Source organism: Streptomyces sp. NPDC021356 (assembly GCF_040641015.1).
Taxonomy (GTDB): domain Bacteria; phylum Actinomycetota; class Actinomycetes; order Streptomycetales; family Streptomycetaceae; genus Streptomyces.
Genome location: NZ_JBFACU010000007.1, coordinates 193,592 through 215,765, shown reverse-complemented (window position 1 = coordinate 215,765; position 22,174 = coordinate 193,592). Strand labels below are relative to the sequence as shown.

The window sequence follows — 22,174 nt, the reverse complement described above, 5'->3', positions numbered from 1 at the left end:
CGACGTACACACCACCGGAGGAACGACGTGATCAAGACCAGGCCCAAGATCGTGGACCTCAGCGACACCGAGCCCAACACCCGGCGCGGCGGCGATCTGCGCGCCATGCTCACCCCGGCCACGGTGGGCTCCACCAGCGGTTTCATGGGGGTGGCCATCGTGCAGCCCGGTGACCGCATCGGGGAGCACTACCACCCGTACTCGGAGGAGTTCGTGTACGTGGTCTGCGGTGATCTGGAGGTGGACCTGGACGGTGAGCCGCACCCGCTCAGGCCGGAGCAGGGGCTGATGATCCCGGCCTACATGCGGCACCGTTTCCGCAACGTGGGTGAGGCGGAGGCGCGGATCGTCTTCCATCTCGGTCCGCTGGCGCCGCGCCCGCAGCTGGGGCACGTGGACACGGAGGGCACGGACGCGGTGCCGGCCGGGGCGGGTGCCGAGGAGCCGGCCGACGTGGCCGAGGCCCGCTCATGACCAGGCGGGTGGCGGTCACCGGCATAGGCATCGTGGCGCCGGGCGGGATCGGCGCGCCGGCGTTCTGGGACCTGCTGGCGAACGGGCGGACGGCGACGCGGGGCATCACGTTCTTCGACCCGTCCGGCCTGCGCTCGCGTATCGCCGCGGAGTGCGACTTCGATCCGGTGGCCGCGGGGCTGTCCCAGGAGCAGGTCGAGCGCTGCGACCGCTACATCCAGTTCGCGCTGGCCGCCGGTCAGGAGGCGGTACGGGACTCGGGGCTCGACCTCGCCGGGGAGAACCCCTGGCGGGTCGGGGTCTCGCTGGGCACGGCGGTGGGCGGCACCACCCGGCTGGAGAGCGACTACGTCCTGGTCAGCCACGGCGGTGAGCGCTGGGAGGTGGACCACGAGCGGGCGCAGCCGCATCTGGAGCGGGCGTTCACGCCGAGCACGCTGGCCTCGACGGTGGCGGAGCGGTTCGGGGCGCGCGGGCCGGTGCAGACCGTCTCCACGGGCTGCACCTCGGGTCTCGACGCGGTCGGGTACGCGCTGCACACGGTGGAGGAGGGGCGGGCCGACATCTGCATAGCCGGTGCGTCGGACTCGCCGATATCGCCGATCACGATGGCGTGCTTCGACGCGATCAAGGCCACGTCGCCGAACAACGACGACCCGGCGCACGCCTCGCGGCCCTTCGACAACGACCGTGACGGGTTCGTCATGGGCGAGGGCGGCGCGGTGCTGGTGCTGGAGGAGCTGGAGCACGCCCGGGCGCGCGGTGCACACGTGTACTGCGAGCTGAGCGGCTACGCGACGTTCGGCAACGCCTACCACATGACGGGTCTGACCAGTGAGGGCCTGGAGATGGCGCGGGCGATCGAGACGGCGCTGGACCACGCCCGGCTGGACGCCACCGAGATCGGTTACGTGAACGCCCACGGTTCCGGGACCCGGCAGAACGACCGGCACGAGACGGCCGCGGTGAAGCGGGCGCTGGGCCCGCACGCCTATGACACGCCGATGAGTTCCATCAAGTCGATGGTGGGTCACTCGCTGGGCGCGATCGGGGCGATCGAGGTGGTGGCGTGCGTGCTCGCGCTGGCCCACCAGGCGGTGCCGCCGACCGCGAACTACACGACGCCGGATCCCGAGTGCGACCTGGACTACGTCCCGCGGACCGCCCGGGAGCGGAAGCTGGACAGCGTGCTCTCGGTGGGCAGCGGGTTCGGCGGTTTCCAGTCCGCGGTGATCCTGACCCGGCGAAGGGAGAGGGCACGATGAGCGCACCCGCGAAACGGCGGGCGGCCGTCACCGGCATCGGTGTCGTGGCGCCCAACGGAAACAGCACGGAGACCTTCTGGAAGTCCACGCAGGAGGGTGTGAGCGTCCTCGACCGGGTCACGCGTGAGGGCTGCGAGCAGTTGCCGCTGAAGGTGGCGGGCGAGGTGCGGTCCTTCGATCCGTCGGTGACGGTCGAGGAGCGCTACCTGGTGCAGACCGACCGGTTCACGCACTTCGCGATGGCGGCGGCCGACGCGGCGCTGGAGGACGCCCGGCTGGGCCGGGCCGACACGGAAGAGGACCCGTTCTCGGCGGGTGTGGTGACGGCGGCCGGTTCGGGCGGTGGCGAGTTCGGCCAGCGGGAGCTGCAGAAACTGTGGGGCAAGGGCAGCCGGTACGTGGGCCCCTGGCAGTCGATCGCCTGGTTCTACGCGGCCAGCACCGGCCAGATCTCCATCCGGCGCGGTTTCAAGGGGCCGTGTTCGGTGCTCGCCGCCGACGAGGCCGGCGGTCTGGACGCCCTCGCGCACGCGGCGCGGGCGGTGCGGCGCGGTACGGACGTGATCGTGGCCGGTTCGACGGAGGCGCCGCTGGCCCCGTACTCGATGGTCTGCCAGCTCGGTTACCGCGAGCTGAGTCCGGTGGCCGATCCGGAGCGGGCGTACCGGCCGTTCACCGAGGCGGCGTCGGGGTTCGTGCCCGCCGAGGGCGGCGCGATGCTCGTCGTGGAGGCGGTGGAGGCGGCCCGGGAGCGGGGCGTGCCGGTGCGGGCGACGGTGGCGGGGCACGCGGCGACCTTCACGGGCGCCTCCGGCTGGGAGCTGTCGCGGCAGGGGCTCGCGGAGGCGATCCGCGCGGCCCTGGTGGACGCGGACTGCGCGCCGGAGGAGGTCGACGTGGTCTTCGCGGACGCGCTCGGTGTCCCGGAGGCGGACCGGGCCGAGGCGCTGGCGATCGCGGACGCGCTCGGCGCGCACGGACGGCGGGTGCCGGTGACGGCGCCCAAGACCGGTACGGGCCGGGCGTACTGCGCGGCTCCGGTGCTGGACGCGGCGGCGGCGGTGCTCTCGATGGAGCACGGCCTGATCCCGCCGACCCCCAATGTCTTCGACATCTGCCATGACCTCGATCTGGTGACCGGCCGCGCGCGTGCCGCGCAGGTGCGCACGGCGCTGGTCCTCGGCCGGGGGCTCATGGGCTCGAACTCGGCGCTGGTGCTGCGGCACGGCACCGCCGGCGCTCCCTAGGTCCTGGTGCCAGGGCCTGGTGGCGCCGGGAGCCACACGCCGGGAGCAACAAGGAGAGGAACCCGCATGAGTGACCGAATCACCGTGGAAGAACTGTCCGAACTCATGAAGAAGGCCGCCGGTATCACCGTCAGCCCCGAGGAACTGGCGGACCGGGCCGACACCGGCTTCGACGAGCTCGGCATCGATTCGCTCGGCCTGCTCGGCATCGTGGGCGAACTGGAGAACCGGCACGGCATGCCGATGCCGGCCGACGCGGAGCGCTGCAAGACGCCCCGGAAGTTCCTCGACCTCGTCAACAGCACCCTTCTGGCAGGAGCCTGAGATGGCCGGACACACTCAGAACGAGATCACCATCGCCGCACCGGTGGACCTGGTGTGGGAGATGACCAACGACGTGGAGAAGTGGCCGCAGCTGTTCAGCGAGTACGCCTCCGCGGAGATCCTGAAGCAGGAGGGCGCCAAGTGCACCTTCCGGCTGACCATGCACCCCGACGAGAACGGCACGGTGTGGAGCTGGGTCTCCGAGCGGGAGCCGGACCGGGCCACGCTCACCGTGAAGGCGCGCCGCGTGGAGACCGGGCCGTTCGCCCACATGGACATCCACTGGCGCTACGAGGAGGTCCCGGGCGGCACCCGCATGGTCTGGACCCAGGACTTCGCGATGAAGCCGGAGGCCCCGGTCGACGACGACTGGATGACCGACAACATCAACAAGAACTCCAAGGTCCAGATGGCGCTCATCCGGGACAAGGTCGAGGCGGCGGCCGGGCGGCGGCCCGAGCCGGCCCTGACCACCGACTGAGCCGGACCGGACGACAGGAGCGGATCCATGCACCAGGCCCTGATCGTGGCCCGGATGGCGCCGGGCTCGGCCCCGGACATCGCGAAGATCTTCGAGGAGTCCGACCGGGGGGAGCTGCCGCACCTGGTCGGCGTCACCCGGCGCAGCCTCTTCCAGTTCGGCGACGTGTACATGCATCTCGTCGAGGCCGACCGGGACCCGGGCCCGGCCATCGCCAAGGTGGCCGGCCACCCCGAGTTCCGGGGCATCAGCGAGCGGCTGTCGTCGTACGTGAGCGCGTACGACCCCGAGACGTGGCGCTCGCCGAAGGACGCGATGGCGCGGCGTTTCTACCTCTGGGAGCGCGACGGCCGCGGCTGACGCCGCCGGCGTCGCCGGCTCGACACCAGGAGCGTCGTACGAGGACGTCGTGAGGAAGGCCGTACGGGGCGGCCGTACGGAGCGGCCGTACGGGAAGGTCGTACGGGGACGTCGTGCGACGGACGGACAACGGCCGCCGAGCCCGCGCTGTCGCGGGCCCGGCGGCCGTCGTCGCGGGCGGTTCGCCCGCGGGGTGGGTCAGGCGGGGACGGTGCAGTCGAAGGCGTGCAGGTAGGGGTTGACCGGGCTGATGTCGTCGATGACCAGGCCGGCCGCCTCCAGGCGGCTCTCCATCGACTTCGTGGTGTGCTTGGCGCCGCCGACGTTGAGCAGCAGCAGCAGGTCCATGGCGGTGCTGAACCGCATCGACGGGGTGTCGTCGACGAGGTTCTCGATGACCACGACCCGTGCCTTGGGGCCGCCCGCCTCCATGACGTTGCGCAGGCAGCGGGCGGTGGAGTCGTCGTCCCACTCCAGGATGTTCTTGATGATGTAGACGTCGGCCCGGACCGGGACGGCCTCGCGGCAGTCGCCGGGCACGATGTCCACCCGGTCCGCGAGCGAGCCGCCCTCGCGCAGTCGCGCGTCGGCGTTGTCCACGACCCGCGGCAGGTCCATCAGGGTGCCGTGCATCCGCGGGTACTTCTCCAGCAGGCTGGCCACCACGTGGCCCTGGCCGCCGCCGATGTCGGCGACCGAGGCGGCGCCGGACAGGTCGAGGAGTTCGGCGACGTCGCGGGCGGACTGCTTGCTGGAGGTCGTCATGGCCCGGTTGAAGACGTCCGCCGACTCGGGGGCGTCCTCGTTGAGGTAGACGAAGAACTCCTTGCCGTACAGGTCCTCGACGACGTTGCGGCCGGTGCGCACCGCCTCGTCGAGTTTCGGCCAGGCGTCCCAGGTCCACGGTTCGGTGCACCACAGGGAGATGTTGCGCAGGCTGTTCGGGTCGTCCTCGCGCAGCAGCCGGGACATGTCGGTGTGCGCGAAGGTCCCGTCGGGACGCTCTTCGAAGACGCCGTAGCAGGTCAGTGCCCGCAGCAGCCGGCGCAGCGGCTTGGGTTCGGTCTTCACCGCGGCGGCGAGGTCCTCCGCGGCCAGGGGGGTGTCGCCGAGCGCGTCGGCCACGCCGAGGCGGGCCGCGGCGCGGAGGGCGGCGGCACACGCCGCCCCGAACACGAGCTCCCTGAGCCGCATGGACGGCGGTGGGGCGGTCTGAGCGGTCGTCATGTGCCGCCTTTCTTCCTTCGGTGGTGTGCAGGTGGGGTACGGCTCAGCACAGCCCCGCGGGCCTGGAGGCCCGGCAGCTGTTGTGGGCGAAGGTGTTGCCGCGCTTGGCGCTCTCCTGGTTGACCAGGTCGGCGGGGGCGTTGCCGGACAGCGAGTTGTCGGCGATCCGGTTGCCGTCGCTGGTGGCGCCGACGAAGCTCTTGAACAGGACGATGCCGCCCGACAGCGGTGAGGTGCCCGCGTTCCCGGTGACCAGGTTGCCGGTGACCTCGGCCTTCTCGGCGCCGGTCAGGACGATCCCGGAACCCTGGAGGAAGGGCAGCCGGTCCGTCTTGGCGCAGTACTTGTTGTTCTTCACGACGCGGTTGTCGCGCACGGTCAGCGCGCCGGCCTTCGGCTTGTTCTCGTCGCCGACGACGAAGACGCCCGCGCAGTTGCCGGTGATGGCGTTGGCGGCGACGGTGAGGTTGCGCAGCCGGCGGACGGTGACGCCGACCCGGTTGCCCGCCACCAGGTTGTGCGCGATCAGCGTTTCCTTGCTGTCGGCGGCGCCCTGCTCGGCGGTGATGGTGTTGGCGAGGAAGATGCCCGCGTCGCCGTTGTTCCGCGCGGCGTCGCGCTCGTAGGTGCTGTGCTCGGAGTGTTCCTCGGCGAAGCCCCAGGCGCCGTTCTTGTCGGAGGTGACGTGCCGGACGATCAGCCCGTCGGCGCCCACGGAGATCATTCCGGCCCGGGAGTAGCCGGTCAGGACCAGGTTTGAGACGGTGACACCCATGAGGCGCTTGGCCTTGGTGCCCGCCACGCAGATGCCGTTGCCGCGCTTGCCGCAGACGTCCGTGGCCTTCGTGGCCGGTTCCAGGACGGTGGAGCTGCCGGAGCCGCGCAGGGTCAGGCCGGGCGTCGTGATCTTGACGCTCTGGTGGTAGGTGCCGGGCAGCACCCGCACGGTGTCGCCCGGCCGGGCGGCGTCCACCGCCTTCTGGATCGATTCCCCGGGGTGGACCAGGTGCGTCTTCGGCACCGAGACCGGTGCGGCTGCGGCGACGCCGGAGGCGACGAGCGCTGCGGCGCAGACCAGCAGGGAGATGTGGCGTTTCGTCATATTCTGTACGCTATGACCTGATGACCCTCTGGACTGCCCGATGGGCCGTCCGGCGGCGTGTCACACCCGTACGCCGGCCTTGCGTGCACGTCGGTCTTCCGTGCACGTCGGCTCTCCGCCCTCGTCGGCTCTCCGCCCGTGCCGGCCTTCCGGGCACGCCGGCTCTCCGTCCGCGCCGGCCTTGCGTGCACGTCGGCTCTCCGCCCGCGCCGGCCTTGCGTGCACGCCGGCCCGCCGCCCACGTCGGCCTTGCGTGCGCGCGGGTCCGTCCCCTCGTGCGGCGGCCGGTCCGGGCGCGCGGCGCGCCCGTTCCCCTCGGGGTCCGGTGTCGGGTTCAGGTACGCGGCGGGGCCCGCCGTCCCCGGCGCCCGGTTCAATCGCGCAGCGCGCGGCCGATCTCCAGTTGCACGGCCTCCAGCGGCCGGCCGTCCTCGATCTCCCACAGGCAGTTCTGGAGCACCCGCCCGAGCGTCCAGGCGCGGGCGCGCGCCCGGTCCAGGCCGAGCCGCGCGGTCAGCGCGTCGAAACGCCACAGGGTCTCGGCGGGGTCGTAGCGGTCGCCGAGCGCGGGCATCAGGTCGAATGCGGGGTCACCGGCGAGCGGTTTGGGGTCGATGGCGAGCCAGGGCGCGCGGTCGGCGGCGAGGACGTTGCCGTAGTGCAGGTCCCAGTGCAGCAGCCGGTCGCCGGGGTCACCGGCGACCTCGCGCACGGCCGCCGCGCAGTCGGCGAGCAGCCGCCGGTCGGCGGCGTCCGGCACCCGGGTCAGGGCCCACGGCGCCTGTTCCAGCATCGCCTGCGCGATGTCGCCCAGCCGCCGCACCCCCGCCGGGGCGGGCACGGAGGTGAGCTGCGCGAGGAGTGCGCCGATCACCCCGACGGCCGCGCGGCTGTCCGGCAGTCCCGACAGCGTCCGGGACTCGTCCAGCCGTTCGAGCAGCAGGGTGCAGGTGGGTTCGTCGTGCTCCAGCAGCCGTACGGCCCCTTCGCCGGCCCAGGCGCGCAGCGCGACCGGCTCGCCCGCGCTCTCCTCGTCCAGGGGCTGGAGCTTGAGCGCGGCCGGTGTCCCTCCCCCGAGCTCTGACGAGCAAGGGGCGCCCCCAGCCCGCACCACCGGGAGGACCAGCGCGCACACCCCGTACATCGGCGGGCCGTCCAGGCGCAGGTCCCAGCGCGTGAGGAAGCGGGCCGCCCGCCGCGGCAGCCCGGCGACGAACGCCCGGCCCGCCGCTCCGTTGAACTTCTCCTGCGTAGCGGCCAGCTCGGCGGGCACCTCGATCACGGTGCCGACCATACTGGCCGGTGTGAGCGGGGTCATCCGGTTTCGGCAGGGGCTTCGGGCGGTGACGGCGTACGTGCGCGCCGCGCCGGGGACGTACGTCTGGCTGCTGATCCTGTTCGTCACCACCGTCGCCCTGCACCGCATGTCGCCGGATTTCGAGGAGGACTTCCTGCGGCAGCGCTCGACGAACATCCACGAACTGTCCGACAACCCGGTACGGGTGCTGTTCGCCAGCGCCATGTGGATCCCGAGCGGGCGCTGGCTGCCGTACGCCGCCCTCTACTCGCTCTTCCACGCGCAGGCCGAGCGCTGGCTGGGCACCCTGCGCTGGATCGTGGTGTGCGTGGCCGCGCACGTGCTGGCCTCGCTGATCAGCGAGGGAGCGCTGCTGTGGGCGATCGGACGCGGTGTGGTCCCCGCATCCGCGGTCGACACCCTGGACGTCGGGGTCAGCTACGCGCTGGCCGGGACGGCCGCGGTGCTGACCTACCGGATCCGCAGGCCCTGGCGGTATCCGTACGCCGCCGCGGTGCTCTTCTTCTTCGGGGTGCCGCTGCTGGCCGGGCGCACCTTCACCGATCTCGGGCATTTCACCGCCGCGCTGATCGGTCTGGGGTGCCGGCCGCTGGCCAAAGGCGCCGGAAAAGCACGGAATCCGAAGGAGACACCGACGCCCACCAGGCGTTAACGTCCGGCCATGAGCAGCTCGGCGAGGAATGCCGCGGGCGGCGGCACAGGCAACGGCGGCGTCGTGAACGGCGGCATCTCCTTCTGGTTCGCGGACGACGGCGTCCCCGCCGTGCGCGAACCGCTCACCGGGGACGCGAGCGTCGACGTGGTGATCGTCGGCGGCGGGTACACGGGGCTGTGGACGGCGTACTACCTGAAGAAGGCCGCGCCGTCGCTGCGGATCACCGTCCTGGAACAGAAGTTCTGCGGCTACGGCGCCTCCGGCCGCAACGGCGGCTGGCTCTACAACGGCGTCGCCGGCCGCGACCGGTACGCGAAGCTGCACGGCCACGAGGCCGCCGTACGGCTCCAGCGCGCGATGAACGACACCGTGGACGAGGTGATCCGCGTCGCCGCCGAGGAGGGCATCGAGGCCGACGTCCACAAGGGCGGCGTCCTGGAGGTGGCCCGCACCCCCGCCCAGCTGGCCCGCCTGAAGGCCTTCCACGAGCACGAGCTGGCGTACGGCGAGAAGGACCGCGAGCTGTACGGCGCCCGCGAGACCTCCGAGCGGATCCGGGTCGCCGACGCCGTCGGCTCCACCTGGACCCCGCACGGCGCCCGCCTGAACCCGGCCAAGCTGGTCAAGGGCCTCGCATCGGTGGTGGCGGCGCTCGGCGTGACGATCCACGAGGCGACCCCGGTCACCGAGATCCGCCCCCGGCACGCGGTCACCCCCTACGGCACCGTCCGCGCCCCCTACGTGCTGCGCTGCACCGAGGGCTTCACCGCTTCCCTCAAGGGGCAGCGGCGCACCTGGCTGCCCATGAACTCCTCCATGATCGCCACCGAGCCGCTGAGCGCGGCGCAGTGGGCGGCGCTCGGCTGGGACGGCCGCGAGACCCTCGGCGACATGGCGCACGCCTACATGTACGCCCAGCGCACCGCCGACGACCGCATCGCGCTCGGCGGGCGCGGCGTGCCGTACCGCTTCGGCTCGCGCACCGACAACGACGGCCGCACCCAGCGGGAGACCGTCCGCGACCTGCGCGACATCCTCGTCGGCTTCTTCCCCTCCCTGGCCGGGCTGCGCATCGCGCACGCCTGGTCCGGTGTCCTCGGCGTCCCGCGCGACTGGTGCGCGACCGTCACCCTGGACCGCGGCAGCGGCCTGGGCTGGGCCGGCGGCTACGTCGGTTCGGGCGTCGCCACCACCAACCTGGCCGCCCGCACCCTGGCCGACCTGGTCCGGCTCGACTCCGGCCAGGCGGGCGCGACCCCGCTGACCGGCCTGCCCTGGGTGGGCCACAAGGTCCGCAAGTGGGAACCGGAGCCGCTGCGCTGGCTGGGCGTGCAGGGCATGTACGCCACCTACCGCACGGCGGACCGCCGCGAGACCCTCACCCACAGCGCCCGCTCCTCCGCACTGGCCCGGCTCGCGGACCGGGTGGCGGGACGGAGCTGAGGACGGCAGCGCGCGTTCGGGGCGTGGGACGGAGCTGAGGACGGCGGAGCGCGGCCGGGGCGTGGGACGGGACTGACGGGGCTGGAGGACGGGACTGAGGACGGCGGAGCGCGGCTGGGGCGTGGGACGGGACTGACGGGGCTGGAGGACGGGACTGACGGGGCTGGAGGACGGGACTGAGGACGGCGGAGCGCGGCCGGGTGCGGCCGGGCACCAATGCCCGCGTGCGCGGGGTCCCGCAGAGGGAGGGCCCCGGGTGCGACTCGGGACCCTCCCCGCCCCTCGCGGGTCTCGGCGGCCCCGTCCGGCGGGGCCGGCTCAGGCCACCGACTCCGGTACGGCGCCTTCCGCCGGGACGGTGTGCTTGGGCGCGCGGGCCGTCACCATCAGGCCCGCGGCCAGCGCGGCCAGGAGCATGACGGCCGCGGCCCACCAGATCGCGACCGTGTAGCCGTGCACGATGCCCTGCGGGACCACCCGGGCCCGGTCCGCCGGTGAGCGCAGGCGCGCGGTGATGTACGCCGTGCTGCTGGAGATGGCGACCGTGTTGAGCAGCGCGGTGCCGATCGAACCGCCCACCTGCTGGGCCGTGTTCACCGTCGCGGAGGTCACGCCCGCGTCCTGCGGGGCGACGCCCGCGGTGGCGGTGGCGAACACCGGCATGAAGGTCAGGCCCATGCCGAGGCCCATCAGCAGCAGCGCGGGCAGTACCTCGGTGGTGTACTGCGAGGCGACCGTGAGCCGGGTCAGCAGCAGCAGGCCGCCCGCCGCCAGCAGCATCCCCGGGACCATGAGCGCGCGGGGCGCCACGTGGTGCAGCAGCCGGGCCGAGACCTGGGTGGAGCCGACGATGATCGCGGCGGTCAGCGGCAGGAAGGCGAGTCCGGTCCGCAGCGGCGAGTAGCCGAGGATCTCCTGGAGGTAGTAGGTCATGAACAGGAACAGCCCGAACATGCCGATCACGGCCAGCAGCATGGTCAGCAGACAGCCCGCCCGGTTGCGCTCGCGCAGGATGCGCAGGGGCAGCAGCGGCACCGGCGCCCGCGTCTGCCACCACACGAACGCCGCCAGCACCGCGGCGCCCGCCGCGAACAGGGCGAGCACCAGCGGGTCCGTCCAGCCGCGCGGCTGCGCCTCGCTGAAGCCGTAGACCACGGCGACCAGGCCGCCGCAGCCCAGCACCACGCCCGGCACGTCCAGCCGGGCGCCCGCGTGCCCCGGCCGGTCGCGCAGCAGTACGAACGCGCCGAGCACGGCGACGACGGCGATGGGCACGTTCACGTACAGGCACCAGCGCCAGTCCAGGTACTCGGTCAGCAGACCGCCGAGGATGAAGCCGATCGCCGAGCCGCTGCCCGCCAGCGCGCCGTAGATCCCGAACGCCTTGCCGCGCTCGCGCGGATCGGTGAAGGCCGTGGTCAGCAGGGAGAGCGCGGAGGGGGCCAGGACCGCCGCGAAGCCGCCCTGGAGGGCCCGCGCGCCGAAGAGCATGCCGGAGGACGTGGCCGCGCCGCCGAACGCGGAGGCGGCGGCGAAGCCGACGAGTCCGATGACGAACGTGCGTTTGCGCCCCACCAGGTCGGCGACCCGCCCGCCCAGCAGGAGCAGCCCGCCGAACGCGAGGGTGTAGGCGGTGATCACCCACTGGCGGTTGGCGTCCGACATGTGCAGAGCGCGCTGGGCGGAGGGCAGGGCGATGTTCACGATGGTCGCGTCCAGCACCACCATCAGCTGCGCGATCGCGATCACCACCAGCGCCCACCAGCGGTGCGCGTCCGAGGGGTGGGCGTGGCGGGGCTGGTGCCCGGTGTGGTGATGCCGGGTGTGGTGCCGGTGTACGACGGAGGATTCACCTTTTCGGGTGATACTCATCCCGCCAGAACAGCACGAATCTGCGCATTCCGCATCCCCCGGGGCGCCGTGCCGGGCCGAGGCGGTCCGCCCGGCGGCGCTCCTTCGACTTGCGTCGGTACGGCCGTCCGGGCCCCCGGTTCGTGACATCGCCGGTGTCCGCGCAGGTCGGAAGGGCTGCCAGGGATTCTGTCGGGGGCGCTGTCAGTGGTGGGGTGCAGGATGGGGGCATGGCGAGGAGAGCGGTCGGCGGGACGGGCGGAGCCGGCGGGACGGGCGGGTCCGGCACCGGCCGGGGCCGGGTGAAGGCGGCGCGGCGGCCCGAGGTGCGGCTGCCCGCGCTTCAGGCGTACGACGGCGCGGGACTGGCGCCGGACGGCGACTACGACGGGGTGGAGTTCCGGGAGGCGGATCTCTCGGGGCAGGACGGCGCGGGCGCCCGGTTCATGGACTGCGCGCTGCGGGGCTGCGTCCTGGACGACGCGTCACTGCGCCACGCGCGCCTGCTCGACACGGTCCTCACCGGCGTGCGGGGCGTCGGTACGAGCCTCGCGGACGCGACCCTGCGCGACGCCGAGCTGGTCGACGCCCGGCTCGGCGGGGTGCAGCTGCACGGCGCGGTCCTGGAGCGGGTGTGGATCCGCGGCGGAAAGATCGACTACCTGAACCTGCGCAAGGCGAAGCTGCGGGACGTGGTCTTCGAGGGCTGCGTCCTGGTCGAGCCGGACTTCGGGGGAGCCCGGCTGGAGCGGGTCGAGTTCGTGGACTGCGCGCTCAAGGGCGTCGACTTCGGCGGGGCGACGCTCAGCGACGTCGACCTGCGCGGGGCCGCCTCGCTGGAGATCGCGCGGGGCGTGGACCGGCTGGCGGGGGCGGTGATCAGCACGGGCCAGCTGCTCGACCTGGCGCCGGTGCTGGCGGCGGAACTGGGGGTCAGGGTGGAGGACTGAGGGGCGGACGCGTGACGCCTGCGGCGGGGGCCGCCGGGCAGGCCTGGGCCGGACCGGCGCGCGGCGGACGGGGGCGCGGCAGGGGGAGGGCAGGAGGAGAGGACAGGCGGTCAGGACACGCGGGGGAAGCGGGCCTGGAGGGTCCACAGCGCGGGGTTCTCCGCGAGGTCCTCGTGCAGGTCGCACAGGTCGGCGATCAGGTCGTGCAGGAAGTCCCGTGCCTCGCGGCGCAGGTCGGCGTGGGAGAAGGACAGCGGGGGCTCCTCGGCCGGCATCCAGTCGGCCTCGATGTCCACCCACCCGAAACGGCGCTCGAACAGCATCCGGTCGGTGGACTCGGTGAAGTCCAGCTCGGCCCGCTGGGGCCGGGCCGCCCGGGAGCCGGCCGGGTCCCGGTCCACCTGTTCCACGATGTCGCACAGCGCCCACGCGAAGTCGAGAACCGGCACCCAGCCCCAGGCCGTGGCCAGCTCCCGGTCCGACTTGGTGTCCGCGAGGTAGACGTCGCCGCAGAACAGGTCGTGGCGCAGGGCGTGGACGTCCGCCCGGCGGTAGTCCGTCTGCGGGGGGTCGGGGAAGCGGTTGGAGAGGGCGTAGCCGATGTCGAGCACGTAGGGATGGTGCCACGGCCGCCGCATAGGATCGCACTCGTGTCCCGAACAGCGCTGTTTGTCCGAGCCGCCGGCGCGTTACTGCTGTGCGCCCTCCCGCTGACCGCCTGCGACGGCGGCGTCCACGGCCGTCCGGGCGGTTACGGTCTGCGCGACCCGTACTTCCCCAAGGCGGGCAACGGCGGGTACGACGTGACCCACTACGACCTCACCCTCGCCTACGACCCGGACCACCGCCGCCTCACCGGCACGGCCGTCGTCACCGCCCGCGCCACCGAGGACCTGTCCGCCTTCGACCTCGACCTCCAGGGAATGGACGTGGGGAGCGTGACCGTCGAGGGGAAGGACGCCCGTTTCCACCGGGCCGGCCAGGAGCTGACCGTCCGGCCGCACGACGAACTGGACAGGGGCGAGACCTTCAGCACCACCGTCCGCTACTCCGGCACCCCCCGGACGGTCACCGACGCCGACGGGGCGAAGGAGGGCTGGCTGCCCACGGCCGACGGCGCGCTGGCGCTCGGTCAGCCGGTCGGCTCGATGGCGTGGTTCCCCAGCAACAACCACCCCTCCGACAAGGCCACGTACGACATCTCCGTCGCCGTGCCCGCGAACCGGAAGCTGACCGCCGTCTCCAACGGCGAGCTGAGGAGCACGACGACCGGCGGGGGCCGTACGACGTACCGCTGGCACGTCGGCGAGCCGATGGCGACCTACCTCGCCACGGTCGCGATCGGCGAGTTCGAGGTGCGCCGCTCCACCCTGGAGAACGGCCTGCCGGTGTACACGGCCGTCGATCCCGCCCTGGCGCGGGCCGGCGACCCGGTGCTCGCGCAGATCCCCGAGATCATGGACTGGGCGGAGTACAACTTCGGCCCCTACCCCTTCTCCTCCACCGGCGCGATCGTCGACCGCGTTCCCGGTGTCGGCTACGCGCTGGAGACCCAGAACCGGCCCGCTTTCCCCAGCGCCCCCGACACCAGCACCCTCGTCCACGAACTGGCCCACCAGTGGTACGGCGACTCCGTCACCCCGAAGACCTGGCGGGACATGTGGCTCAACGAGTCGTTCGCCACGTACGCGGAGTGGCTGTGGAAGGAGGACCACGACGGCCCCAGCGCGCAGGAGACCTTCGACACCGTCTACCGCGGCGACGGCGACAACGGCACGGACATCTGGGCCTATCCGCCCGGCCGGCCGAGCAGCGCGGCGGTCATCTCGGACGCGCCGGTGTACGACCGCGGCGCGATGGTCCTGCACAGGATCCGCCAGACCGTCGGTGACGACGCCTTCTACGGCATCGCCCAGGGCTGGGCCGCGGCCCACCGCCACGGCAACGCCTCCACCGCCGACTTCACGTCCTACGTGGAGAAGAAGGTCCCCGGCAAGGACTTCAGCGCGATCTGGCGGGACTGGCTGTACGGGAAGGGCAAGCCCGCACGTCCGTGAGGAAGCTGCCGGGACCGGCCCGAGGGGTTCTCGCTTCCGCTGCCCGGTTCAGCCTGCCCGGTTCCCCTGTTCGCTTCGTCAGCCCGGTTCGTCAGCCCAGTTCCTTGCGCAGCACCGCGCAGGGACGGCCCCGGCCACGGTCCTCGCGGTGGTCGACGACGGTGTAGCCGAGGGCGGTCCAGAAGGCGAGGCCCGCGTGGTTGCCGTCCAGGACGGCGAGGCGCACGCCGGTGCGGCCCGCTTCGCGGAAACGGTCCTCCACCAGAGCCGCGAGCCGCCTGCCGTGGCCCTGGCGCCGGGCCGCCGCGTCCACCATCAGCAGACCGATCCACGGGTCCGGGTCGGCCGGGTCGGGGTGGCGGTCCAGGGTGATGGCAATTCCCACCAGGGTGCCCGCGCTGCGGGCCAGGAGCACCTGCGCGCCCGGGTGGGCCAGCTCGTCCGCGAGCGCGGCGGCGACCTGCTCGGGGCGGATGTCGTCCGGGTCGGGGAAGTCGCCGCTGAGGGCGTGGAAGTCGCGCTGGGAGGCGTAGAGCGCGGTGAGTTCGGTCAGCAGCCCGCCCGGCAGGCCGTGCTCGGGGGAGAGCGGCAGAGGCTGGAGGATCATGCGCGCACCGTAACGCGGCGGCGGTGTCCGGGCGTCGCCGGTGCGGGAGGGCGCCGGTGCGGGAGGGCACCGGAGCCCGGCCCCGCGACGGCTGACGCGCTGGGCCGGGCTCCGGGCGGGGTGCGACGGTCCGTCAGACGTTCACACCGAAGTCCTGGGCGATGCCGACCAGGCCCGAGGCGTAACCCTGGCCGACCGCGCGGAACTTCCACTCCGCGCCGTTGCGGTACAGCTCGCCGAAGACCATGGCGGTCTCGGTGGCGGCGTCCTCCGACAGGTCGTAGCGGGCGATCTCGGCGCCGCCGGCCTGGTTGACGATGCGGATGTAGGCGTTGCGGACCTGGCCGAAGTTCTGGCTGCGGTTCTCGGCGTCGTAGATGGAGACCGGGAAGACGATCTTGTCGACGTCGGCCGGGAGCCCGGCCAGGTTGACGTTGATCGCCTCGTCGTCGCCCGCGCCCTCGCCGGTGCGGTTGTCACCGGTGTGGACGATGGTGCTGTCCGGGGTCTGCTTGTTGTTGAAGAAGACGAAGTGGGCGTCGGAGTACACCTTGCCCTGGGTGTTGACCGCGATGGCGGAGGCGTCCAGGTCGAAGTCCGTGCCGGTGGTGGTGCGGACGTCCCAGCCGAGGCCCACGGTGACGGCGGTCAGGCCCGGGGCTTCCTTGGTGAGCGAGACGTTGCCGCCCTTGGAGAGGCTTACAGCCATTGTTGGGAGTCCCTTCCCTCGTTGCGTGTGCGGACGAAGCTACCGCCACCTCTAGGAACGCCGAGAGGGGTCCCCATGGTTCCGGATGTCTTTACCTTTTTTACCAAGCCGGGTTCGAACGGCCGGAACCGGTCGGACGGGACGCCGCCGCGCCGGTTCCGGGAAAACCCGGTGACGTGCCCGGACCGGCGCGGGACCATGGAGGACATGTCCGGTCCCTATGTCATCCGCGGCTCCGTCGCGCTCCCCGAGGCCGAGCTGGCCTGGCGCTTCTCGCGGTCCTCGGGACCCGGAGGCCAGCACGTCAACACCACCGACAGCCAGGTGGAGCTGCGCTTCGACCTGGCGCGCACCGAGGCGCTGCCCGAGGTGTGGAAGGAGCGCGCCCTGCGGCGGCTGGCGGGCAGGCTCGTCGACGGGGTCGTCACCGTCCGCGCCTCCGAGCACCGCTCCCAGTGGCGCAACCGCGAGACAGCCGCCGTCCGCCTCGCCTCCCTCCTCGCCGAGGCGACCGCGCCCCCGCCCAAGCCCCGCAGACCCACCCGTGTCCCCCGCGGCCTCAACGAACGCCGCCTGCGCGAGAAGAAGCAGCGCTCGCAGACGAAGCGGGGGCGGTCGGGGCGCGACTGGGGGTAGTACTGCGGCCGGGTCCGCGCCCCCTCAGCGCCTCGGTTCTGGCGTCAGGTCCAGGACGCCCACCGTCTGGCCGCCGCTCGTCTCGCCGTTCGTGCGGAAGCCGAGCCCGAGGTAGAAGCGCTCCGGGCCGTCGGGGCCCGGGTGCCAGGTGACGTACATCCGCGTGGCGCCCCGGCGGCGCAGTTCGGCGGCGACGGCGGTGACGGCGAACCGGCCGTAGCCGCGGCCCTGCTCGCCGGCCGCGATGTTCAGCCGCCACAGGCCCGAGCGGGTCACGCTGCCGTCCAGGCGCCAGTCGATGTCGAAGAAGGCCATCAGGAAGCCCACGGGCCGCCCCCCGTCGGTGATCAGCCGCGGCCAGGCGACGCCCGGATGGACGTAGGCCTCGGCGAGGGACTTCACGACCGGTGCGACCGCGTGCTCCTGGTCGGGGCGGACCCGGATGCCGAGCGCGGCGTCCAGGTTCGCGGGGGTGATCTCTTCGAGGCGGGGCGCGGCAGCGGCGGAGGCGGAGGCGGCGACCGGGGCCGGAACGGTGTCGGTGCCGGTGTCGATGCCGGTGTCAGGGATGGTCACCGGCGCACCGTAGGCGGCGCGGCCGCCGTCCGGCCACAGGATTACGCAACAGCCCAGGCGCTGGTGGCCACCCGGAGGTGCGGATCAGCCCAGGCGCTGGTGGCCGCCCGGAGGTGCGGATCAGCCCGGGTGCCGGCAGCGGCCCCGGAGGTGCGGATCAGCCCAGGTGCCGGTACCGCCCCCGGAAATACAGCAGCGGGCCGCCCTCCGCGCTCGGCAGCCGGGCGGACAGGACGCGGCCGACGACCAGCGTGTGGTCGCCCGCCGGAACCCGCTGCTCGGTGCGCAGCTCCAGGGTGGCCAGGGCGCCGCCCACCAGCGGGGCGCCGGACACCTCGCCGCGGACGTAGGGGATGTCCTCGAAGAGCAGGCGGTCGCTGATGCGGCCCTTCATGGCGAAGCGGCCGGCGATGTGCCGCTGGCTCTCGGTTAGCACGGACACCGCCCACAGCGGCTGCTCGGCGAGCAGGTCGTCCATGCGGGAACCCTCGCGCAGGCTGACCAGGGCCAGCGGCGGGTCGAGGGACACCGACAGGAACGCCGTCGCGGTCATCCCCACGTCCTCGCCGCGCGGCGCCAGCGGGTCCTCCGGGTCGAGCGGCGGCTCCTGCGCGGTCACCAGGACCACGCCCGCGGCCAGTCGGGACATCGCGGCTCGGAACTCGTCGTCGGTCACCCCCTCAGCATGCCCGGGGGAGGCGGCGGCGAGGGCGGAGGACAGGGCGTGGGAAGTGTTCAGCACACATCAACGCTAATGACCGCCCCGCGCCGCCCGCATCGGGCCTCGGCCCGAGCCCGGACCTAGGACCATGGGCCGACCAGGTGCCGGCGGAACCGGTGATTCCAGCCCGTTTCCCGGGCCCGCTCGTGCATCATGGCCGCACGTCGCGGAGTTTGCGTTCAGTCAACGCTTCGGAAAAAAGCAGAAACTCCACTCAATTGTTCACGTTCATCTGTGACTTGAGTCACAAGGAGCGTTAATTGTTGACCCTGTGTACCGAGTGGGCTTCACGCTGTGATTCAGTGGCGTAGACCGCACGGCACGATACGCCGAAGAGAACCCTTTGATTCACTGCGAGGTCTCGGGGGGAGGGCGAGCATGGAGACCGAGTCGGAGCCCTACGTCCGTCTTGCGGCCCTGCGGCAACTGCACCAGGTCATGGCGGACATGAACACCGCGCGGAGCCTGGCTGACACGCTGCAGACCGTCGCCGACGGCGTCGTGACCGGCCTCGGCTACGAACTGGCCTGCGTGAACCTCGTACGCTCCGACGGAGACCTCGTGGTCGCCGCCTTCTCCGGCAACCCCGCCGCCGAGGCCCTCATCACCGGCCGGGCCGGCTCCCGCGAGTCCTGGGAACGCAGGCTGACCATGGGCGAGGCCTGGGGCGACCTGGTCTTCATCCCGCACACCGAGGGCTGGGTCCTCGACGACGACGACGTCCCGCAGTGGTACACCGACGGGCCCGCTCCCCGCTTCGAGGACGAGTGGCACCCCTCCGACCGCCTCTTCGCCCCCATGTACTCGCCCGGCGCGCCCGGCGGCTCCCCGGGCGAACTGCTCGGCGTGCTCTCCGTGGACCGCCCGCGCAACGGCCGCCGCCCCGGCGCCTGGGGCCGCGAGGCCCTCCAGGTGTACGCGTTCCAGGCGGCCATCGCGATCAGCAACGCCCGGCTGCGCGCCAACATGCAGCGCGCCCTGCTCCGCCTGGAGCGCGAGCAGCAGGCGCTGCGCGCCAGCGAGGAGAGCTTCCGGCAGGCGTTCGAGTACGCGCCCTCCGGCATGGCGATCGCCGAGATGGGCGGCGACCAGCACGGCCGGATCCTGCGCACCAACGACGCCCTGTGCCGCCTGCTGGGCCGCCCCGCCTCCGCGATGCGCCGCTACTCCTTCTCCGACCTCGTCCACCCCGAGGACATAGGCACCCTGCTGCGCACCTCCGCCGAGGGCGGCCGGGCGGAGCTGAGGCTGGGCCGCCGCGACGGCAGCTACGTCTGGGTGTCCCTGCGCAACTCCGTCGTCGCCGACGCCGCCGACGGCCCACGCTTCCTGCTCACCCACGTCGAGGACATAGAGGAGCGCAAGCGCCGCGAGCTGCACCTCGCCCACCGCGCCTCCCACGACTCCCTCACCGGCCTGCCGAACTCCGCCGAACTGCGCTCCCGTCTCGCCGCGCGCCTGTGCCGGCGCCCCCACTCCGCGCTGAGCGGCGACCTCGACTCCCTGGACGCCGCGTACGGGCACCCGGCGTACGCCGCCGTCGACGCCGGCCACGACCACGGCTTCGACTTCGACTCCGGCCCGCAGGCCTACGACGCCTACGACCACCACGTGCACACCGTCGCCCCCGAGGACGACCGGGACGACGGCGCCAAGGGACTCGCCGTCCTCTTCTGCGACCTCGACGGCTTCAAGTCGATCAACGACCGGTTCGGGCACAACGCGGGCGACGCCGTCCTCATCGAGGTGGCCCGGCGGCTGTCCAACGGCGTGCGGGACGGCGACACCGTGGCCCGGCTCGGCGGCGACGAGTTCGTGATCCTCGCCGACGGCCTCGGCCGCGCCGACGCCCAGGACCTCGCCGTCCGGCTGCGCAACGAGATCATCCAGCCGATCCGCGCCGAGGGCCGGGCCGTCCGGGTCGGTGTCAGCTTCGGCATCGGATGGGCACATTGCGGGATGACGGCGGACGAAGTGCTGAAGTCCGCGGACGAGCGGATGTACGTCGAGAAACGATCTCGTCCCAAACAACATCGGCGGGCCGGATAAGCCGCTGGTCAGCGGCATGGTGCGGGGTGAGTCACCCGTTCGGTCCCCGGGGAGCGGGTAGGCTCGGTCCAATCTCACGACGTACTGCACCCGACCCGCATTGTTGAGGAGACCTCAGGATGACGCCCGGCGACAACGGCCCGAGCACGCCCGAGGACGACGACCCGTTCGGCTACCTGTATGCCGACGGGCAGGCCAACGGAGCCCAGCCGCCCTCCGGCGGTTATGGCTACCCCGGCTCGGTCAACCGGGTCCGTGCCGTCGGCCAGCGTCAGTACGGCCAGCAGACCCAGCAGACCCCCCAGGCCCCCACGGCGGCCTACGGCCAGGTCCCGCAGCAGGGCGTGTACGGCCAGCCGAACGCCCACTACGCCGCACCCGAGACCCTGCCCGGCGGCCAGCAGCCGCCCCGGCAGGGCGGCCACGGCGCTCCGGGTGGCGGCGGTGGCCGCCGGGGCCCCAACACGAAGGGTCTGCTGATCGGCGCCGTCGCGGTGGTCGCCGCCGTCGTCATCGGCATCAGCGTCGCCATGATCGGCGACAAGTCCGACGACAAGGGCGACGCCAAGGCGGGCGACTCCACCCCCACGGCCCCCCAGAGCACCGGGCCCAGCCCGTCGGCGAGCAGCAGCGTGGCCGCCGACGGCGAACTCCCGAAGATCGACGCGAAGGCGCTGCTGCTGGGCGGAGGCGCGACCACCGCCTCGGACGTCAAGGGCGCCCAGGCGGCCGGCGGCGTCTACGTCAACAACTTCAACAAGCCCGGCGCCTCCGTCACCTGGACGGTCAACGGCATCCCGGACGACGGCAAGTACAGCGTCTACATCGGCTACAGCGTCCCCGGCAAGGACGGCAAGGCCACCCTCACGGTCAACGGCACCCCGTCCACCACCGCCGTCAAGCTGAAGAACTGGACGAACGCCGGCGAGGGCGACTACGAGAAGGGCTGGACGAAGACCTACAACTGGATCCAGCTCAACAAGGGCACGAACACCCTCAAGATCTCGTGCGAGCAGGGCGACCAGTGCGACGCCTACCTCGACCAGCTGTGGCTGGTCAAGGACTGGGTCGGGTCGTGAGGCCGACGGCCCTCACGCCGCGCTGACCTCCCCCGTCACCTCCACCCGCCCCAGCAGCTTCTCGTACGCCGTGCGGTCGAACTCGCCCGCCGCCGGGGCCAGGACGGTGGCCGCCGAGAGGGCGACCGCGCGGGCCAGGCGGTCCGGCCAGGGCAGGTTCTCCACCAGGCCGGAGAGCAGGCCCGCGACCGCCGAGTCGCCCGCGCCGGTCGGGTTGCCCTGGACGCGGGCGGGCGGGGCGGCCCGCCACATGCCTTCGGGGGTGTGGGCGAGCAGGCCCTTGGCGCCGAGGGAGGCGATGACCGTGTGGGCGCCGCGCCTGCGGGCGTCCTGGGTGGCGCGCAGCGGCTCGTGGGAGCCGGTCAGCTCGGCCAGTTCGTCGGCGTTCGGCTTGATGACGTCGGGGCGGGCGGCCAGGCCGCGGCGCAGCGCCTCGCCGCTGGTGTCCAGCAGGACGGGCACGCGCGCGGCGCGCGCGGCGCGCACCAGGCCCGCGTACGCGCCCACCGGCAGGCCGGGCGGCAGGCTGCCGCACAGCGCCACCGCCGACACGGACGGGAGCAGGCCCTCGTAGGCGTCCTGGAAGGCGGCCCACTCGGCGGCGCTGACCAGCGGGCCCGGCTCGTTGAGCTGGGTGGTGTCGCCGGTGTGCTCGTCGGCCACCGCCACCGTGCGCCGGGTCGCGCCGGCCACCGGGACCAGCGCGTCCGTCAGGCCGGGCTCGGCCGCGAGCCCGGCGTGCACCTCGCGTCCGGTGGCGCCGCCCGCGAAACCGGTGACCGTCACCTCGTGGCCGAGGGCCGCGAGGACCCGGGCCACGTTGATGCCCTTGCCGCCGGGCCGCTCGCTCACCTGCGACACCCGGTGCGAGGTGTGGGGCCGCAGGGACGGCACCCGGTAGGTGATGTCGAGAGCGGTGTTCAGCGTGACCGTGAGGATCACGTGGGCCGGCCTCCCCCAATAGGTGCGCTAGTCACGCAAGTACGCCTGTCACGAAGCTCCGGCCGTCCGCCGGAGCTTCGATCATGCCAAACGGACGGCGT

Annotated in this window: 23 protein-coding genes; 13 read left to right on the top strand and 10 right to left on the bottom strand. The window is 72.8% G+C overall.

The genetic code is table 11. The annotated features are described in order from the left end of the window. Positions 1 to 27 precede the first annotated feature (27 nt). From AB0G56_RS11810 to AB0G56_RS11785, 6 genes are all read left to right on the top strand, one after another. Positions 28 to 474: a cupin domain-containing protein gene (locus tag AB0G56_RS11810; RefSeq protein ID WP_360967354.1), complete on the top strand. Its 447-nt coding sequence runs from the start codon at positions 28 to 30 to the stop codon at positions 472 to 474. Then, on the top strand, positions 471 to 1,739 hold the full coding sequence (locus AB0G56_RS11805; RefSeq protein WP_360967351.1) for a beta-ketoacyl-[acyl-carrier-protein] synthase family protein: 1,269 nt from the start codon (positions 471 to 473) through the stop codon (positions 1,737 to 1,739). The genes AB0G56_RS11810 and AB0G56_RS11805 overlap by 4 nt, the downstream gene beginning before the upstream one ends. After that, positions 1,736 to 2,986 carry a ketosynthase chain-length factor gene (locus tag AB0G56_RS11800; protein ID WP_360967348.1) on the top strand — a complete coding sequence of 417 codons (1,251 nt, stop codon included), beginning with the start codon at positions 1,736 to 1,738 and terminating at the stop codon, positions 2,984 to 2,986. The genes AB0G56_RS11805 and AB0G56_RS11800 overlap by 4 nt, the downstream gene beginning before the upstream one ends. Before the next feature lie 66 nt (positions 2,987 to 3,052). After that, the gene (locus tag AB0G56_RS11795) at positions 3,053 to 3,310 is read left to right on the top strand and encodes an acyl carrier protein (protein ID WP_360967345.1); all 258 of its coding nucleotides are present in this window, start codon (positions 3,053 to 3,055) and stop codon (positions 3,308 to 3,310) included. A gap of 1 nt (position 3,311) precedes the next feature. Continuing rightward, on the top strand, positions 3,312 to 3,791 hold the full coding sequence (locus AB0G56_RS11790; protein WP_360967342.1) for an SRPBCC family protein: 480 nt from the start codon (positions 3,312 to 3,314) through the stop codon (positions 3,789 to 3,791). 27 nt (positions 3,792 to 3,818) lie between these two features. Continuing rightward, a complete protein-coding gene (locus AB0G56_RS11785) occupies positions 3,819 to 4,151 on the top strand; it encodes a TcmI family type II polyketide cyclase (protein ID WP_360967339.1) in 333 nt (110 codons plus the stop codon). 198 nt (positions 4,152 to 4,349) lie between these two features. On the opposite strand, the gene AB0G56_RS11780 is transcribed toward AB0G56_RS11785, so the two are convergent. The 3 genes from AB0G56_RS11780 to AB0G56_RS11770 all read right to left on the bottom strand — a co-directional run bounded on the left by AB0G56_RS11780 (position 4,350) and on the right by AB0G56_RS11770 (position 7,774). Further along, complete coding sequence (locus AB0G56_RS11780; RefSeq protein WP_360967336.1) at positions 4,350 to 5,378, bottom strand: methyltransferase; 1,029 nt, start codon at positions 5,376 to 5,378, stop codon at positions 4,350 to 4,352. 43 nt (positions 5,379 to 5,421) lie between these two features. After that, positions 5,422 to 6,480, bottom strand: coding sequence for a right-handed parallel beta-helix repeat-containing protein (locus tag AB0G56_RS11775; RefSeq protein ID WP_360967334.1), 1,059 nt, complete (start codon positions 6,478 to 6,480; stop codon positions 5,422 to 5,424). Between the two features lie 373 nt (positions 6,481 to 6,853). After that, the gene (locus tag AB0G56_RS11770; protein ID WP_360967331.1) at positions 6,854 to 7,774 is read right to left on the bottom strand and encodes an aminoglycoside phosphotransferase family protein; all 921 of its coding nucleotides are present in this window, start codon (positions 7,772 to 7,774) and stop codon (positions 6,854 to 6,856) included. Between the two features lie 10 nt (positions 7,775 to 7,784). On the opposite strand from AB0G56_RS11770, the gene AB0G56_RS11765 reads away from it, so the two are divergent. Further along, positions 7,785 to 8,450: a rhomboid-like protein gene (locus AB0G56_RS11765; protein WP_360967328.1), complete on the top strand. Its 666-nt coding sequence runs from the start codon at positions 7,785 to 7,787 to the stop codon at positions 8,448 to 8,450. A 9-nt stretch (positions 8,451 to 8,459) separates the two neighbouring features. Continuing rightward, positions 8,460 to 9,896, top strand: a complete 1,437-nt coding sequence (locus AB0G56_RS11760; protein ID WP_360967325.1) for an FAD-dependent oxidoreductase — start codon at positions 8,460 to 8,462, stop codon at positions 9,894 to 9,896. Between the two features lie 318 nt (positions 9,897 to 10,214). Here AB0G56_RS11760 and AB0G56_RS11755 read toward each other — a convergent pair whose 3' ends face one another. Then, the gene (locus AB0G56_RS11755) at positions 10,215 to 11,768 is read right to left on the bottom strand and encodes an MFS transporter (protein ID WP_360967322.1); all 1,554 of its coding nucleotides are present in this window, start codon (positions 11,766 to 11,768) and stop codon (positions 10,215 to 10,217) included. A gap of 209 nt (positions 11,769 to 11,977) precedes the next feature. On the opposite strand from AB0G56_RS11755, the gene AB0G56_RS11750 reads away from it, so the two are divergent. Beyond that, positions 11,978 to 12,697 (top strand): pentapeptide repeat-containing protein, encoded by a 720-nt coding sequence (locus AB0G56_RS11750; RefSeq protein ID WP_360967319.1) that lies wholly within the window; start codon positions 11,978 to 11,980, stop codon positions 12,695 to 12,697. Between the two features lie 110 nt (positions 12,698 to 12,807). Here the strand turns inward: AB0G56_RS11750 and AB0G56_RS11745 are convergent, their stop codons facing one another. Continuing rightward, the gene (locus tag AB0G56_RS11745) at positions 12,808 to 13,308 is read right to left on the bottom strand and encodes a hypothetical protein (protein ID WP_360967316.1); all 501 of its coding nucleotides are present in this window, start codon (positions 13,306 to 13,308) and stop codon (positions 12,808 to 12,810) included. 39 nt (positions 13,309 to 13,347) lie between these two features. On the opposite strand from AB0G56_RS11745, the gene AB0G56_RS11740 reads away from it, so the two are divergent. Beyond that, positions 13,348 to 14,754, top strand: coding sequence for a M1 family metallopeptidase (locus AB0G56_RS11740; RefSeq protein ID WP_360967313.1), 1,407 nt, complete (start codon positions 13,348 to 13,350; stop codon positions 14,752 to 14,754). Positions 14,755 to 14,845: 91 nt separating this feature from the next. Here the strand turns inward: AB0G56_RS11740 and AB0G56_RS11735 are convergent, their stop codons facing one another. Continuing rightward, entirely contained in the window at positions 14,846 to 15,361 is a 516-nt protein-coding gene (locus tag AB0G56_RS11735; protein WP_360967310.1) for a GNAT family N-acetyltransferase, read from the bottom strand. A 133-nt stretch (positions 15,362 to 15,494) separates the two neighbouring features. Beyond that, positions 15,495 to 16,070 carry a TerD family protein gene (locus AB0G56_RS11730; RefSeq protein WP_279539912.1) on the bottom strand — a complete coding sequence of 192 codons (576 nt, stop codon included), beginning with the start codon at positions 16,068 to 16,070 and terminating at the stop codon, positions 15,495 to 15,497. Positions 16,071 to 16,268: 198 nt separating this feature from the next. Between AB0G56_RS11730 and arfB the strand changes: the two genes are divergently transcribed. Next, a complete protein-coding gene (gene arfB / locus AB0G56_RS11725; protein ID WP_360967660.1) occupies positions 16,269 to 16,706 on the top strand; it encodes an alternative ribosome rescue aminoacyl-tRNA hydrolase ArfB in 438 nt (145 codons plus the stop codon). A gap of 24 nt (positions 16,707 to 16,730) precedes the next feature. Here the strand turns inward: arfB and AB0G56_RS11720 are convergent, their stop codons facing one another. Next, positions 16,731 to 17,183: a GNAT family N-acetyltransferase gene (locus AB0G56_RS11720; RefSeq protein WP_360967657.1), complete on the bottom strand. Its 453-nt coding sequence runs from the start codon at positions 17,181 to 17,183 to the stop codon at positions 16,731 to 16,733. Between the two features lie 256 nt (positions 17,184 to 17,439). Continuing rightward, positions 17,440 to 18,024 carry a flavin reductase family protein gene (locus AB0G56_RS11715; RefSeq protein ID WP_360967306.1) on the bottom strand — a complete coding sequence of 195 codons (585 nt, stop codon included), beginning with the start codon at positions 18,022 to 18,024 and terminating at the stop codon, positions 17,440 to 17,442. A gap of 357 nt (positions 18,025 to 18,381) precedes the next feature. On the opposite strand from AB0G56_RS11715, the gene cdgB reads away from it, so the two are divergent. Together cdgB and AB0G56_RS11705 are read left to right on the top strand one after the other, a co-directional pair. Then, the gene (cdgB, locus tag AB0G56_RS11710; protein WP_360967304.1) at positions 18,382 to 20,052 is read left to right on the top strand and encodes a diguanylate cyclase CdgB; all 1,671 of its coding nucleotides are present in this window, start codon (positions 18,382 to 18,384) and stop codon (positions 20,050 to 20,052) included. A 119-nt stretch (positions 20,053 to 20,171) separates the two neighbouring features. Further along, positions 20,172 to 21,131, top strand: coding sequence for a carbohydrate-binding protein (locus AB0G56_RS11705; protein ID WP_360967301.1), 960 nt, complete (start codon positions 20,172 to 20,174; stop codon positions 21,129 to 21,131). Positions 21,132 to 21,143: 12 nt separating this feature from the next. Here AB0G56_RS11705 and AB0G56_RS11700 read toward each other — a convergent pair whose 3' ends face one another. Further along, a complete protein-coding gene (locus AB0G56_RS11700; RefSeq protein ID WP_360967299.1) occupies positions 21,144 to 22,073 on the bottom strand; it encodes a 1-phosphofructokinase family hexose kinase in 930 nt (309 codons plus the stop codon). Positions 22,074 to 22,174: the final 101 nt, after the last annotated feature.

Bases quoted from the DNA above. Each gene is read 5' to 3' on its own strand.
- AB0G56_RS11805 (WP_360967351.1), top strand. From the start codon at position 471: ATGACCAGGCGGGTGGCGGTCACCGGCATAGGCATCGTGGCGCCGGGC.
- AB0G56_RS11800 (WP_360967348.1), top strand. From the start codon at position 1,736: ATGAGCGCACCCGCGAAACGGCGGGCGGCCGTCACCGGCATCGGTGTC.
- AB0G56_RS11795 (WP_360967345.1), top strand. From the start codon at position 3,053: ATGAGTGACCGAATCACCGTGGAAGAACTGTCCGAACTCATGAAGAAG.
- AB0G56_RS11790 (WP_360967342.1), top strand. From the start codon at position 3,312: ATGGCCGGACACACTCAGAACGAGATCACCATCGCCGCACCGGTGGAC.
- AB0G56_RS11785 (WP_360967339.1), top strand. From the start codon at position 3,819: ATGCACCAGGCCCTGATCGTGGCCCGGATGGCGCCGGGCTCGGCCCCG.
- AB0G56_RS11780 (WP_360967336.1), bottom strand. From the start codon at position 5,378: ATGACGACCGCTCAGACCGCCCCACCGCCGTCCATGCGGCTCAGGGAG.
- AB0G56_RS11775 (WP_360967334.1), bottom strand. From the start codon at position 6,480: ATGACGAAACGCCACATCTCCCTGCTGGTCTGCGCCGCAGCGCTCGTC.
- AB0G56_RS11770 (WP_360967331.1), bottom strand. From the start codon at position 7,774: ATGGTCGGCACCGTGATCGAGGTGCCCGCCGAGCTGGCCGCTACGCAG.
- AB0G56_RS11760 (WP_360967325.1), top strand. From the start codon at position 8,460: ATGAGCAGCTCGGCGAGGAATGCCGCGGGCGGCGGCACAGGCAACGGC.
- AB0G56_RS11755 (WP_360967322.1), bottom strand. From the start codon at position 11,768: ATGAGTATCACCCGAAAAGGTGAATCCTCCGTCGTACACCGGCACCAC.
- AB0G56_RS11750 (WP_360967319.1), top strand. From the start codon at position 11,978: ATGGCGAGGAGAGCGGTCGGCGGGACGGGCGGAGCCGGCGGGACGGGC.
- AB0G56_RS11735 (WP_360967310.1), bottom strand. From the start codon at position 15,361: ATGATCCTCCAGCCTCTGCCGCTCTCCCCCGAGCACGGCCTGCCGGGC.
- AB0G56_RS11730 (WP_279539912.1), bottom strand. From the start codon at position 16,070: ATGGCTGTAAGCCTCTCCAAGGGCGGCAACGTCTCGCTCACCAAGGAA.
- arfB (WP_360967660.1), top strand. From the start codon at position 16,269: ATGGAGGACATGTCCGGTCCCTATGTCATCCGCGGCTCCGTCGCGCTC.
- cdgB (WP_360967304.1), top strand. From the start codon at position 18,382: ATGGAGACCGAGTCGGAGCCCTACGTCCGTCTTGCGGCCCTGCGGCAA.
- AB0G56_RS11705 (WP_360967301.1), top strand. From the start codon at position 20,172: ATGACGCCCGGCGACAACGGCCCGAGCACGCCCGAGGACGACGACCCG.